This is a genomic window from Microcoleus sp. F4-D5 (assembly GCF_036704885.1).
In the GTDB taxonomy this organism is placed as follows: Bacteria; Cyanobacteriota; Cyanobacteriia; order Cyanobacteriales; family Microcoleaceae; genus Microcoleus.
Genome location: NZ_JAUBSX010000007.1, coordinates 130,526 through 143,884, shown reverse-complemented (window position 1 = coordinate 143,884; position 13,359 = coordinate 130,526). Strand labels below are relative to the sequence as shown.

Below are 13,359 nucleotides of genomic sequence, written 5' to 3'. Positions count from 1 at the left end.
TTACTGAATATGTGCGTCATTAAAATCAAGAATTGTCAACATATAATAAAAGATTTGGAAGATAAGTGTTTTCTAGAATACATAGTGCTATTGTATAAACTATACCCAAGTTACAGAAGGGAGGGAGCTCTATGAAGCTTGTTATCCAGGGTAAGAATATAGAAATCACCGATGCGATTCGCGAGTACGTCAATCAAAAGATTGAAAAGGCAGTTAGCCATTTTCAAACTTTGACTACTGAAGTGGACATACATCTATCGGTGGCTCGCAACCCCAGGATCAATCCTAAGCAGACTGCTGAGGTGACAATTTATGCTAACGGCAGCGTGATTCGGGCTGAGGAAAGCACGGAAAGCCTTTATGCCAGCATAGATTTGGTTGCCGATAAGATAGCTCGTCAACTGCGGAAATTTAAGGAAAAACGCCACGACAACAAGACCCAGAATAGTGTTAAAACAGTTACGGCAGTTGAGGAACATCCTGTAGTAGCAGATCTGATTGGCGATCGAACTCCCGAACTTCCTGCTGAGGTAGTGCGGACGAAGTATTTTGCCATGCCTCCAATGACTGTGAAAGAAGCTTTGGAACAATTGCAGATTATCGATCACGATTTCTATATGTTCCGCAATGCGGAAACAGGCGAAATTAACGTGCTCTACGAACGCAAGAGTCACGGCGGCTATGGAGTCATTCAACCCCGCCACAGCAACGGTAACGGTAATAGCAAAAATGGCAAAACTGCCGAAAGCGCTGCACCTGAAAAATCGAGTGTTGGGAAAAGCTAGATAATGGCTGACAGCTAATTGTTAATGGCGGCAAGCCGTTAGCAAAAAAGGACTAAAGTCCTTACTACAAACTCGTGGTTCGTAGTAAGGACTTTAGTTTTTTCTTGGTTTTTTAAGATAATGATTCGCAGTCAGGACTGGGGCGATATTTCCTAGAGAAAATGGACGCACAATTATGCTATTGGAATTAAGACAATTGAAGATTCAACCGGGTCAGCAATTACTGGTTGAGGATGTGAACTGGCAACAATTTGAAAGTATTTTGGCGGAATTAGGAGAACGTCGTGCTTCCCGACTTTCCTATAGTAACGGACGCTTAGAAATTATGGTTCCTCTGCCCGAACATGAAAAAGCCAAAGAAATTATTGGCGACATGGTAAAAATTTTGTTGGAAACACGACAAATAGCATTTGAGTCGTTGGGTTCGACAACTTTGAAAAATGAACGCATGAGTCAGGCTGTCGAACCGGATACCTGTTTTTACATTCAAAATCAAGCAGCCGTTATCGGTAAAAATCGCCTCGATATGAGTGTCGATCCGCCCCCAGACTTAGCTGTAGAAATCGATCTGACCTCTCGCACGCAGTTGGATAATTATCAAATTCTAGGAGTACCGGAACTGTGGCGATACGCACGGCGAGGGCTACAAATCAACGTTTTGCAAGCCGAACAATATATTGAGTCTGATGTGAGTCCCACTTTCCCCGATATCCCGGTTGTCGAACTGGTGAATCAGTACACTCAGCAGAGTCAAGTTGCTGGCAGAACCCACGCTATTCAAGCTTTTAAAAATTGGGTACGGGAAAATCTCTAGTCTCAGAACTTTCTTCCTCACTAAAAATCCTTAGTTTGCAGTCAGGAATTTAGTTTTTTCTTGGTTTTTTAGATAATGAGGACTTTCGTCCTCACTACCAACAATATATTTAAGCAAATCCATCTAACTTTTGATGGTTTCTAAAGTTTTGAGTGCTTCTGCAACGTGTGCTTTGAAGTCTAACATCGAGTCAAAAATATGCTTGACAACGCCTTCTTTGTCAATGACATAAGTTACTCTACCGGGCATAATCCACAGGGTAGCTGGAACGCCGTACAATTGCCGCACTTTGTTGCCAGTATCGCTTAGCAGTGTAAAGGGTAGCTGATATTTGGCGGCAAATTGCTGGTGCGATTGTTGCGAATCTTCGCTAATTCCTATGACTTCTGCACCTGCGTCTTTGAAGACTTCGTAGCTATCTCGAAAAGCGCAAGCTTGGGTGGTGCATCCGGGTGTGTCGTCTTTGGGGTAAAAGTAGACTATGACGTTTTTTTTCCCTTTAAAATCTTTGAGGCTGACTGATGTGCCAGTTTGAGATGGTAAGGTAAAATCTGGTGCGGTGTCTCCTACTTTGACTGTCATGTTTTTTAACTGAGTAGCTCTGTTTGCGTGAAAATTTAACTTTTGTTATTGTACTGTTTTTTGGAGCAATTGTTCGCAGTTGCGATCGCCCGCTGCGACAGCCTCTCATTTTTGCTTTCTCGCACTCCAATAAAAAAACTCTTTTGACAACATCGGGATGCTGCAGGCGATTCGCAGTTAGGCGGATTAATTGGAGAAGCTTTTTTGAACCGCAGATGCACGGGGATTAACGCAGATTTTTAGGGAAAATTGCTGTGGCGTCGCTGAAGTGTTACTAGAAACTTCATTGTTATCGGCCTTTGGTTAAATTTTTTAATTCCCGCCATATTGGAGGAATTTGGCCGGAGTGTGTGCGTGGGTGGGTGAGGATTCCTTGAGTGGGACTGAACAGCAATGATAGCACAAATAATCCAGATGCAACTAAAACTATTGCGGGGCCAGATGGTAAGTTATAAAAGTAGCTGAGATACATTCCGCTAATGCTGGAAATAACTCCGATTATTGCGCCTAAAATCATTACTTGGTGCAGGCGAGTGACTAGGAGATAGGCGGTACTTGCGGGTGTAATTAATAGGGACAAGACTAGCACTACGCCAACGGCTTTGAGGCTGGCAACTATTGTGAGGGCGATGAGTACCATCAGTCCGAAGTTGAGCAGGTTTACTGGCAAACCTGTGGCTTGCGCTCCTAATGGATCGAATGTGTAAAATAGCAGTTCTTTGTAAAAGAATACTACAACTAATAAGACTACGGCGACTATGACGGCTGTGTCGATCGCATCTTCGGCAGTAACGCCGAGGATATTGCCGAAAAGAAAGTGGTTGAGGTCGATTTTGTTGTCTTTTTGGACGATCGTAATTAGGGTGATGCCGAGGGCGAAGAATGCCGAAAATACGATGCCCATTGCCGCGTCTTCTTTGATTGTCGATCGAGTTTTGATCCAAGCTATGATGACTGTACTCAAAACTCCGGCAATGAACGCGCCGACAAAGATGTTTGCCCCGAGGATAAATGCGATCGCTAATCCCGGCAAAACCGAGTGGCTGATGGCGTCTCCGAGCAAGGCCAGCCGCTGTACCATTAGGTAGCTGCCGACGATCGCGCAGACGATGCCGACGAGAATGGCAATTACGAGCGATCGCTGCATGAATCCGTACTGTAACGGCTCAATTAAGGTTTGTATCATAAAATTATCAAATCACAGCTAACTAATGGATAACAACCAAACTAACCCGGTTTGAGCTGAGATGTTGCACCATTCTCCATAAGCTTTTTAGGAACAGGCTTTCCGGCCTGTTCCACAATAAAATTCACTCTGTGGAACAGGCCGGAAAGCCTGTTAAGCGAGAATGGTGCGCCTGTGAAGCGAGAAAATTCACTCTTCGCTTCACAGGCATCTTGCCTGTTCTTAAGAATGGTGCAAGATGTGAGTTCGATCCGAGATTTATCGTTGCCCAATTCAAGATTATCAAAAAAACCGGTTTCAAGAGTGTAACTCCTAGATTAATGACCAAGAATTTCTTGATAGTACCCGCCACGTGATTTATCCGTGGAATCAATCGAAAATCGAAAATCCTCAAGCCCCCGCATTTATCCGTGGGGTAATCTAAAATCTAAAATCTAAAATCTAAAATCGATTGAATGCTGGCTAATCAAGCTGCTTGTCCGGCAAAAAACATTACTTGTCCGCCGTAGGCGCGGTAAAGGTTTTCTTGGGTTAGCACTTCTTGGCGGGAACCAGCGGCAATCAATTCTGTATTGAGCAAAATTAAATCATCGAAATTGGTGATTGATTCGCCTAAGTCGTGGTTGACTACTAAGACGATTTTCCCGGCATTTGCTAGCTGGTCGAAGATGTCAAAAATGATATTTTGAGTTTTTTGGTCAACGCCGACAAACGGCTCGTCAAAGCAGAAAATAGCGGCTTCTTGGGCTAAGGCTCTAGCTAGAAATACTCGCTGTTGCTGTCCGCCGGAAAGTTGTCCGATCGGTCTATCTTTGTAAGCACTCATGCCTACTCTTTCTAAGGCATCGGAGGCAGTGCGGCGGCTAGCTGCCGAGAAGCGGCGAAACCACCCGGCTTTTCTGACTCTTCCCATCATCACGACATCCCAAACGGTGGCGGGATAGTTCCAGTCAATTTGCGATCGCTGGGGCACGTAAGCTACTGTTTCGAGTCGATCGGCGATCGCTTCTTCGCCCCAGGTAACAGTGCCGCGATTTGCGGGAATTAAGCCCAACATTGCTTTGATCAGCGTGCTTTTGCCCGCACCGTTGGGGCCAATAATACCCGTCAGCCTTCCCGGTTTGACAGAAAGACTGATATCTCTGAGTGCTTCTACCGTGCGGTAGTTTACTGCTAAGTGCTGAACACTGATAATTTCTGTGTCGGTAGCGGCGTCTTTGAGGTGGCAAACCATTTGAGACCAATGATTCTCGTTGGACCAGGCGGCGGTATTCATGGGGGTGACTCTATCTGCTTTTTCTTAAGTTTACTGTAAAAATGAAAAGAATATGAAATCATCGGTAAATAGGAATAATCTGGAACGCAGGAGAGGTAGATCATGGGACAGTGCAAGCTCAAAACCCCTCAAACCATAGGTTTGGTGGCGAAAATCTCAAGTCGGTTAAAACTTCTGATATCTGACACAATTCTCAATAACAGGCAAGATGCCCGTGAAGCGAAGAATGACTTTTATTATGGGGTGGGCATCGAGCCCGTCAAGAACGGGCAAGATGCCCGTGAAGCGAAGAATGACTTTTATTATGGGGTGGGCATCGAGCCCGCCCGTCCAAGACTTATTGAGAATGGTGTCAGATGTGAATTAAAACCGACGGCAATTGTGAAAAAATCCGATCAAGGGAAGTTTCGCGGTGAGTCGGGGATTGAAACCGCCGCCCCTGGATTGGACAAGTCCAAGGTATTTTGGATTAGAACTATTGCCTGCGGCATTTTGACTGTGGGTTTATTTAGTTGTGCTCAAACCCAGGGCGATCGCCTATCTGCAGAGGCAGATGCTAAACCCAAGGTAGTTGCTACCAGCACAATTATTGAGGATTTGACCGATCGAGTAGCGGGAGGCGAAATTCAGCTAACAGGAATTTTGCAGCCGGGAACCGATCCTCACGTTTACGAACCGGTGCCAAAAGATTCTCAAGCTTTAGAACAAGCTAACTTAATTTTGTATAACGGTTACAATTTGGAACCGGGATTAATTAGGATGATGAATGCCGCCGGAATTAAGGCACGGAAATTAGCAGTGGGGGAAGTTGTCAAGCCTTTGCTACTGAATAAAGAAGGCAATACCGTACCAGATCCGCACGTTTGGGGAAATGTGAAAAATGTAGTTCAAATGGTGGAAGCAATTCGGGATGCGTTAATCGAACTCTCGCCGGAAGATCGGGAGAAGTTTACGCAGAATGCTGTGAAACTTACTGAAGAGTTAAAACGTTTGGATAGTTGGATCGAACAAGAGATTAAAACTATTCCAGAAAACAAGCGCAAATTAGTAACAACTCACGATGCTTTTCAATATTACAGCCGCATTTACGGCTTGGGAATTGCTGACAGTTTGATCGGGATTAGTACGGAGGAACAACCGAGCGCTCAAACGGTGCAAAAGTTAGTAGAATCGGTGAAAGCTGCGGGAGTGCCTGCTATTTTTGCGGAGACTACAATTAACCCGCAACTGATTAAAACTGTAGCGGAGGAAGCGGGGGTGAAATTGGCAGCGCAGCAACTTTATTCGGATTCGATTGGGGCGGCCGGAAGCGAGGGCGATTCTTACGTGAAAATGATGTCGGCTAATACTCGCACCATCGTCGAAGCTTTGGGTGGGAAATACACGCCGTTTGAAGCTAGCAATTAGCAAGTAGGGTGCGTCACAAAAGTTTTATTTTCTGTGTGCGGATAGGGTGACAGCTAACTGATAGCCGTTTCCAACAAGAATGCAACTGTAGGTAAACTCAAAACCCCGATAGTCATCCTTGATTCCCAATCTAAAATCTAAAATCTAAAATCTAAAATTGTATGACGCACCCTACAAGTTTCAGTAGAGAAGATTGCAGAAGTCTTCGATCGAGAAACCGCAGATGTCAGGCAGATAAACACAGATTAACGCAGATTGTTGAAGGAATTGAAAGCTTGGGAATGCAAGAGGTCTAGTTTATCTGTTTTGACAAAATTAAATTAAGCACGTTCAATTCGTTGGAACTCAAAAGATATTTATGTGTAAAAATCTTTTCTCGGCTTTGTTCTAAACTGTAGCTTCTAAACACGATAAACGGGAAATCTCGATACTTGTGTCCGATCGGCATTACACTATCTACAGGGTAGATCGATCGCACGCAAGCCGACAAAATATCCCGAAACCGCCTGTCTTCCGGTTCTTCCAGCTTGCTGTCAGCAAAATACTCCTGCATTTCCTCCCCGCTAACGAAGGCAAACAGCGGTATGGCATAATAGCGATCGAACTGCTGACTCTGCTCTTCAAAATACTGAGTTTTCTCGACATCGCTGTTGAGAAATTGCAAAAGCTCGATCGCACCTCCTGTTATAGCCGATATTACATTCTCCGGGGACGAATCGCTATCCCTAATCCGATACATTTTGTCCAGCAACTCCTTCTCTAGACATTGCTTAATTTCTCGATGCAGCGACATCTGGTATGTTTCTACCAAAGTGCGATCGGCTAGAGGTACTATCAACAAACTACCGCAAACATGACCGATCTCTAAATTATCATAGCTCAGCAAACCATCAAGAGGATTGCACTTTTCCAAAAACTTACGATTAAAATTCTCCCGCATTTCCAGATAGGAATTGCCCCTTTGACGGGACTTATCAGAATTTTTCAAAACATAATCCCCGCGACTCAAAAGCTGTTCCAGGCTCATATAAACCTCCTTAAACAACTTATTTCCTCGCTGGCTTTCGCTTTTTAATGTCTTAATTAGAGCCGCCATTTTGCTGCTAAAAGTATCCCCCACTGCGGAAACCGACTTACCGCCGATGGGAATCATCAAAAACTTTTCCCTACCTAAATAACCGTATCCCGAAATTCGCGTCATCACCGCCGTCTTGAGAATTAGCAATAAATTCAACAAACTTAACTTGCTTTCTTGGAGGGAAAGTTCCGCATCATCAGCGTAATAAACTGCGGTATCAGATAGATAAAAAACCAATTGTTTGTCTTCACCATCAAGGGTTTTACCGTTCTCATCTTCCCCGCGTCCCCGATAAATCACCTGTATCACTTCCATCAGATTTTTCTCAATCTGAAAGCGGGGAATATCCACTAAAATATGCTTAGTTTTTGGGAAAGAAAGTCCACGACTTCCCGATGCAGTCATAAAGATTACTTTAGCTGTATTTTTGAATTCCTGTATTTTTTCTTTCTCTTCTTCCGAGATATTCGCGTGAATTTCCAGGTAATCGGTAAACTGCTCAAACTTTTCGCGACAATCTCTAATTTTCGTAATTAATTCAGTTAATCTTTGCTTGTTCTGAATGTATACTATAATTTGTTCCACACCAGGCTGTGCCAATATGCGATCGATGTCTGCAACTATTTCCGATTGTACTGATTTAACTAAATTATTATGGGGTTTTAAAGAAGTATCTTCTTGGTATTTTACAGCTTCTACAAATATCTTGTAAGTTATATCCAAACTGCTCGCAGGATAGGAATTGGCATTGATAACTTTAGCCGCTAACCGTTTAAATTCAAAGGGTATGACTTGCAAAGGCGGGATTTTATGAGCATTTTTATCTACATTTTTGAAATAAATTTTATCCGGTTCCGGCGAGGTATCGCTTAAGTGCTGTTTGATGACATCGGGGTCAACAATTGAAGCATCTGCTACAATAATTTTAGTATTAAAACCGTGCCGCTTATCCGCCAACTCATAATCTTGGACAATTTCCGTAATTCCTGACAAAAACTCCACACCCCCATCATCTCCTGTGACTTCATCTATCATGATGAAGAAGTGTTTAATCCTGCGGGATATTTCCTGCATCTTAGCAGCAACAACTTTTCCTGTCCGTTTATTGACAACATCTTGAAATATCTTTGCAAAGTGTTTTAGAGTATTTTCTCCGTTTTCAGTTGCTTTCAAAGACTGGATAGAAACCGTGGCGATAATATTATTAGAAATTTCACCATTATTAATCAGGGCATAAACAGCATCGCAAGTGCTGTTTAGCACTCCCAGAGTTTTGATATTGGTTGGTTGAAGTACGGTTTCCCCTTTTCTTTCAATTTGCCGCTGGTGATATTCTCTTCTCTGATTTTCTGGATTGTCTTTGAGGAAACGAACTGTTTTTTCTGTGAAATCGTCATTGCGATTATTTGATTGGTACTTAATGGTACGCCGTCCCCCGTTGCTGGCAATAATATCAGAGTTTGTGTTAATAGAAAAAAGGCGATTGTCGCACAGCAATCCTGTTGTTTTGTCTTTGAATTTCTCGATAATATCTAAGTTTACTTGCTTGCGGGGACTGACGTAGAAAAATAGGAAACCGTCGTTAATATGGTTTTTGAGAAATTGGGCGATCGCAGTTGTTTTACCAATTCCCGGATTCCCAGTCAAAAAAACGTAAGTTTCATCAGATTCCAGTGCTTTCACAATCAATTGAGCGTGAGCATTTCTCAGATGCGATCCGCGATCGACTTGCAAATCATCTGCCAGTTGATCTGATATAATATCGATGGAATTAGCAAAACCCTCAATCCGCTCAGTATGAGATATAAAACTAGCATCTTTCCCGATTGCTAACAAATCATCAACAAACTTCCTGCCTTCTTTAAAACTGTGAGCCGCGTTGATTTGGATAATTTTGAAAACTTCGCTCCGAGCAATGCTAATATCTTTATATGTATCTTTATTTTGGTATATTTGTGAACAAGTTGACAAAAAGTTAATTTTGTCTTTTTTAATGGAAATGGCATTAATAGTGCGATCGCTATAACCGACTACATTAAACAATACCTCTGCATTGCTTGAAAGTATACCTGTTTTTTGCAAAAAATTATAGAAACTGTGAGTGTAGCTACCAGCTTGAATTAACTTAGTGGTTTCCTTATCCTGATAATTAAAAGCTTTAAAATAGTCTTGCAACTCTTGTGAAAAATCAATTCCTAAAGTGCTGGTATCAATTCCCAAATTAGAAAACACACTTTTCGATCGCAAATAGCTAATTTCTCTCCCCAACAGTTTCCGCATCACCTCAACTTCATGTAAATCAGGCACTTCAGCAGCAGCCGGAGAAAACACAGACAAATCAACACACAAAATTCTAAAATTCTTACCTTTCTGTAGCAGCAAAAGCGTATCCGCCCACAGGAATTCACCCGTTTTTGAGTAGCGATTGATGTACAAATTAATATCAGAAGCTGATAAACTAGGTTTCAGGGATTTGAGTTGCAGTAAAACTTCTTTAAAACCTTCTTCATCCTTTTTAGCATAAGTTCCAATGCTGTTAGTTTTAGTAAAACTGCACTGATAGTACAAAATTTTTAAATGCTGTGGTTTTCCACCAATAGCTTTCAGGTACTCCCGGAAAAAATTTAAGCCGCCCAAAAAGCCTTTTTGTAGATAAAATAAGCTCCATTTTTCAACTATTTTAATGTTCAAACTGCTTGGAATGTTATGCGAATTGATAATTTCGGCTACCATCTTGGAAAACTCAATCTGCTGCAAATCTAGGCGGTAAGAATCGCCGAAATTGTGAGAGATTTTATGCTGCTGAATGCAAGTCAGAATCCCAATATTAAATCCTACTTCAAAGAGGCGACCGAAGTTTGCTGCTATCATTATTTTAGACCTCAATCGGCTACATTTAACACTTCTCTTACCTTGTTCAAAAATGCCAACGAATTAAAAGTAGCACTTCCACCCGCGTGACTAAATTCAGATAAAGCACCAACGGATGACTCGCCAATAATGCGATCGAACGGATCGAGTTTCAAGCTAATTTGTTGGCGTGCTTCGTACTTAGAAAAGTGAAAAAGTGTCAAATAGTTCAATAAAGTATCTTTGATTTCACTATCATAAATTAAGCCTTGGCGAATATTTTTATCGTCGATAATTCCCTCGTAAATATTCAACAGTGTCGAATATGAAATTACCCCATTGTAAAAATTCTTTTCCCCTTGTTCCACTTTAATCCCATTAAACAGATTGAAAAACATCGCGGCTTGCTTGCTCGGATCTGCAAATAAGTTAGCAAGTTCCGCTGTATCTTGAATATAAAAAGATTCTCCCCGATGCTTTTGGGGACTGTAAACGTAGTATTTATCCAGGAATACCGGATAAATTCTAATATCTTGTCGCTCTCCTTTCAAGGTGCGGATGATATCTTTCGACATGAAAAACAATTTCTCGTCTTCATCATTTTTAGTAATGTGCAGCGTACTCATATAAGGTGCTTGCGAAATATACAGAAAATTTCTATATCCTCGCTTGTATAACTGGCTGACAATATCTTCGAGAATTGATGGCTGAGTATAAAGATGCTCGAGGCTATAATTTGCGGAGAAAGTTTTCAGCAATCCGACTTGAATAGTTTCGTCTTCGTAGCGCCTGATTCCGGTAACTTCGCCCAGCAAACAGGCTTTTCTTGATGCGCGATTATCGCCCCTACCTTTTCTCGCATCGCTGTCTCTTGTAGATACTGCAATAATCGCTAAATTCTCCAATTCTGGAGATAGCTGTAGTTTGTTAAATCGAAACTTTTTAGGAAGTATTGAATACAGCGAACTCAAACCGTTTCTGATTTTAAAAGCACTCAAAGTGCCCCTGATACGGAATCCCTGGGAGTTTGTTCGGTGATTTTCACTCAAAATGTGAGATAATGTTTTGGAAAGATGCCCCATAAATTTTTCCGAAGGGAAAGGATGATCGTGGTCGCCTTCGTGAATTCTCACTATCGGCACGAATGTATTATTTGGTAATTTTTTCAACAAGATTCGCAAGCAAATATACGACAGCAGCAAAACCGCAAACTTGTAAACAAAAGCTGCTTCTTGTTTCAAACCTCCTTGGCTATCTAAGCGTCGGTATTCGTAGGGAAACACAACTAATTTACCCTTAAAATTTTCATTTAAAATTTCTTGAGAACGCTTGGCATTCGGAACCGAAAGTATAGGCAAAGCCTGGATACCTTTGATGTTGTATTCCATGCTAAAACTTTGGAATTCATCAGTTGAGAAATAGCGAATATCTTCAATGGTAATATTGACTGGCAATTGACAAATAGCTTCTGGGCTGACATTCGGCTGTCCCACGGAAATATACTGAAGCGTTTCCTTGGGATTGCGCTGCACTACTTCTTTGAAAAATTTACCCGTTGTCAAAGTATTATTTACTTTTCTGAGGATGCCTGTTTCAATTAAGATGTGTCGTGCTTCTGTGCGGGGATGCAAAATAGTTTTTGTATTAATGAAGTCTTTTAAAAAAACTTTAAGGCTGTTAATTTTTACCTTAATATTAAACTTCTCAAATCCTTTAATAAAATTGCGAAACAGCTCTTTTTTTGCATCTTCGTTAGATTCATTGAGTACGGGAAATACTTTACGCTCAAAATTGGCTATCGGATCGTAATCAAGTTCAGATTCTGCGTTGTAATTTGGATCTAGGGGATTGCTGTTAGAAGCAAATACAAAATAGTATAAAAATGCTATTTTTAGTACCTTGAGAAAGAAGGTTTCGTGAGAGGCTGGTTCCTCTAATGCGGCTAAGTGTTCCGGGCTGTCAGGATTTAGTAGACTGAGATTGTAGTCAAATACGCTATCTGCGCCGTGCGATGGAACTGGATTGCCCAACTTTAGTTTTAAACCAAACACAAATTGGCGATCGCCTCCAGAGTTATCTGTCGTTTCTCCAAGATTACCTGCTATAATTGGAATGATGGGCAGGGCATCTAAGGCTTCCGATCGCGAAAACACATCTTTATAATTAATCTTAGTCTCCTGATAGTTAACCAGATAGTCTCCCTCAACTTTATCAGCGTCTTTGATATACTGTTCTATCAACCGCAAGCGCCGGATCAAATCTTGTAAATAAATGCAGCCTCTGTCGTTGGCTTTATCTGGGCTGACGTTTGCTAAAATATATTCTAAGTAAGTAATTTTGGCTTCTTTTTTTAGCTGACCTAGAGTTTCTTTATCGACAATTCGCACTAATCGATGAAAACTAGAAGTTTCATCACTCAACATTTCCTGAAGCAGTCGATTGAGTTCATCATTGTCATCCTCAGTCTGAGCTTTTTTATCAATATAATTTTTTAAACCTTCTTGCAATTCTTGTTGAAAAATATTTGCATTTCCGACAGAAATAGTAACTTTGTGAAACTTGAGCAAGGAATCGCTTCCAGTGCCCAATGGTTCCAAAGTTAGCTTCTTTTTTTGCAAATTGTAATGTTTTTTGTCAAAATCGTATTTGAAGCCCAACTGACTTCCGCGGCCTTTAAAAGAATCTAGAAGACTGGTTAAGCTATTTACAAATTTTTCAATGGCAACATTTTGTCCTAAAATAGATTCTAATTGCTGCCGCAAACACTGTTGAATCTGCGTAATTTGACTGCCAAAACGCTCTTCAACTTCCGGCGGAAAATTAACCGTAGCAGCATCTGCTTGACGTTCCAAGGAACCCAAGGGCGTCCGCACTTCTATTTTTGCAACCTCAGCAGCAATGGCATCAATATCTACGATCAGACGGCGGCGGTCATCTGATATATTAAACGGATTTTTCGATTGCAAAACTTCTAAAATCTTGTCCAGCAAATCGCCATAGTCCACTGGAACTAAATCGCTTTCATCCAATCTTAAGATGTTCACCCTGTTAACCCCTTCAAAAAGCTTGAATCCACTCTTTCACATCGTACTCAGTCCAAACCCCATTTACCCAATAAGGATCGGCTTCCACTAATTCTCGCACGGCCGCCTCATCTTCCGCTTCGTAAATTGCAAAAACTTTAGTTAAATCTTTGGTTGGTCCGATCGTAATTAATACGCCCGATTCCTTTTGCGTAGCCAATCCGGCTAAATGAGCGTCTCGAAACGGAGCGCGTTTTTCGAGAACGTCTTCGCAGTAACTTCCCCACATCACATATTTGGTCACGGTTTTGAGCCTTAGATGAATTTGTTTAAAAGTTATTGTACAATAGGAGTAACA

At 41.6% G+C, this 13,359-nt stretch carries 9 protein-coding genes; 3 read left to right on the top strand and 6 right to left on the bottom strand.

The genetic code is table 11. The annotated features are described in order from the left end of the window. Nucleotides 1-131 precede the first annotated feature (131 nt). Together hpf and QUA80_RS05670 are read left to right on the top strand one after the other, a co-directional pair. Nucleotides 132-785 carry a ribosome hibernation-promoting factor, HPF/YfiA family gene (hpf, locus tag QUA80_RS05675; protein WP_333422223.1) on the top strand — a complete coding sequence of 218 codons (654 nt, stop codon included), beginning with the start codon at nucleotides 132-134 and terminating at the stop codon, nucleotides 783-785. 175 nt (nucleotides 786-960) lie between these two features. Then, nucleotides 961-1,599: a Uma2 family endonuclease gene (locus QUA80_RS05670; RefSeq protein ID WP_333422221.1), complete on the top strand. Its 639-nt coding sequence runs from the start codon at nucleotides 961-963 to the stop codon at nucleotides 1,597-1,599. A gap of 123 nt (nucleotides 1,600-1,722) precedes the next feature. Here QUA80_RS05670 and QUA80_RS05665 read toward each other — a convergent pair whose 3' ends face one another. The 3 genes from QUA80_RS05665 to QUA80_RS05655 all read right to left on the bottom strand — a co-directional run bounded on the left by QUA80_RS05665 (nucleotide 1,723) and on the right by QUA80_RS05655 (nucleotide 4,643). Next, complete coding sequence (locus QUA80_RS05665) at nucleotides 1,723-2,181, bottom strand: peroxiredoxin (protein WP_333422220.1); 459 nt, start codon at nucleotides 2,179-2,181, stop codon at nucleotides 1,723-1,725. A gap of 289 nt (nucleotides 2,182-2,470) precedes the next feature. Then, entirely contained in the window at nucleotides 2,471-3,367 is an 897-nt protein-coding gene (locus tag QUA80_RS05660) for a metal ABC transporter permease (RefSeq protein ID WP_333422218.1), read from the bottom strand. Between the two features lie 466 nt (nucleotides 3,368-3,833). After that, the gene (locus tag QUA80_RS05655; protein ID WP_445302205.1) at nucleotides 3,834-4,643 is read right to left on the bottom strand and encodes a metal ABC transporter ATP-binding protein; all 810 of its coding nucleotides are present in this window, start codon (nucleotides 4,641-4,643) and stop codon (nucleotides 3,834-3,836) included. A 102-nt stretch (nucleotides 4,644-4,745) separates the two neighbouring features. Between QUA80_RS05655 and QUA80_RS05650 the strand changes: the two genes are divergently transcribed. Further along, nucleotides 4,746-6,050 carry a metal ABC transporter substrate-binding protein gene (locus QUA80_RS05650; RefSeq protein ID WP_333422216.1) on the top strand — a complete coding sequence of 435 codons (1,305 nt, stop codon included), beginning with the start codon at nucleotides 4,746-4,748 and terminating at the stop codon, nucleotides 6,048-6,050. Between the two features lie 292 nt (nucleotides 6,051-6,342). Here the strand turns inward: QUA80_RS05650 and QUA80_RS05645 are convergent, their stop codons facing one another. From QUA80_RS05645 to QUA80_RS05635, 3 genes are read right to left on the bottom strand one after another with little or no spacing between them, the layout of a single operon-like run. Further along, the gene (locus QUA80_RS05645; RefSeq protein WP_333422214.1) at nucleotides 6,343-9,999 is read right to left on the bottom strand and encodes a helicase-related protein; all 3,657 of its coding nucleotides are present in this window, start codon (nucleotides 9,997-9,999) and stop codon (nucleotides 6,343-6,345) included. An 11-nt stretch (nucleotides 10,000-10,010) separates the two neighbouring features. Next, entirely contained in the window at nucleotides 10,011-13,022 is a 3,012-nt protein-coding gene (locus QUA80_RS05640; RefSeq protein WP_333422212.1) for a hypothetical protein, read from the bottom strand. A 13-nt stretch (nucleotides 13,023-13,035) separates the two neighbouring features. After that, nucleotides 13,036-13,305 (bottom strand): YciI family protein, encoded by a 270-nt coding sequence (locus tag QUA80_RS05635; RefSeq protein ID WP_333422210.1) that lies wholly within the window; start codon nucleotides 13,303-13,305, stop codon nucleotides 13,036-13,038. Nucleotides 13,306-13,359: the final 54 nt, after the last annotated feature.

Excerpts from the sequence above, each read along its gene's own strand:
- QUA80_RS05660 (WP_333422218.1), bottom strand. The coding sequence starts at position 3,367 with ATGATACAAACCTTAATTGAGCCGTTACAGTACGGATTCATGCAGCGA.
- QUA80_RS05650 (WP_333422216.1), top strand. The coding sequence starts at position 4,746 with ATGGGACAGTGCAAGCTCAAAACCCCTCAAACCATAGGTTTGGTGGCG.
- QUA80_RS05670 (WP_333422221.1), top strand. The coding sequence starts at position 961 with ATGCTATTGGAATTAAGACAATTGAAGATTCAACCGGGTCAGCAATTA.
- hpf (WP_333422223.1), top strand. The coding sequence starts at position 132 with ATGAAGCTTGTTATCCAGGGTAAGAATATAGAAATCACCGATGCGATT.
- QUA80_RS05645 (WP_333422214.1), bottom strand. The coding sequence starts at position 9,999 with ATGATAGCAGCAAACTTCGGTCGCCTCTTTGAAGTAGGATTTAATATT.
- QUA80_RS05665 (WP_333422220.1), bottom strand. The coding sequence starts at position 2,181 with ATGACAGTCAAAGTAGGAGACACCGCACCAGATTTTACCTTACCATCT.
- QUA80_RS05655 (WP_445302205.1), bottom strand. The coding sequence starts at position 4,643 with ATGAATACCGCCGCCTGGTCCAACGAGAATCATTGGTCTCAAATGGTT.